Source organism: Vibrio sp. YT-19(2023) (genome assembly GCF_033337395.1).
On the sequence record NZ_JAWOQN010000755.1, the window covers coordinates 1 to 602 of the forward strand.

Sequence of the window (602 nt, forward strand, 5' to 3'; positions counted from 1 at the left end):
GTGTTCTTTGTAAAACATACATGATACGACTTACATGACTCGCAACTCGCGCGGCACCCTTTGTTACTCGAAGATCTCGCCACCAACCTAAATGCCATGTATCGCGCAGTTGATAAGCTCGGTATGAGTAAAAACGTGACCACGTTTACGATGTCTGACTTTGGTCGACGAATGACCAATAATGGTAACGGTACCGATCACGGCTGGGGCGGTCATCAGTTATTGATAGGTGGTGCGGTAAATGGCAGTGCGCCGATCGGTAGGTGGCCAGAGTTAACACTTGGAGGGCAAGATGATTACTCAAAAGGTCGATTGATTCCGGCTATTGCTGCAGACCAAGTTGGCTCAACTCTCGCACAGTGGATGGGCGTGAGTGACAATGCCGCACTGGAATACGTATTCCCGAACATCCGTAATTTCACCACATCTAACCTTGGCTTTATGGCTTAAGCTAAGTGGCTTAGTTTCGTTTATTTAATTGTCAAAAAAGGGAGCACAATGCTCCCTTTGCAATATCATCTATGTTAACGAAGGTTCATTAAACTTCGTCACGACGACGTTCGTTACAAAGCTTGATAGCGCGCTCAAGTAATTCTAGCGCG

The 602-nt window shown here is 46.5% G+C and carries 1 pseudogene; it reads left to right on the forward strand.

Annotation, left to right across the window (positions count from 1 at the left end):
- Positions 1 to 450, forward strand: a pseudogene (locus tag R7E78_RS28290) (DUF1501 domain-containing protein); the annotation flags it as partial.
- Between the last annotated feature and the right edge of the window lie 152 nt (positions 451 to 602).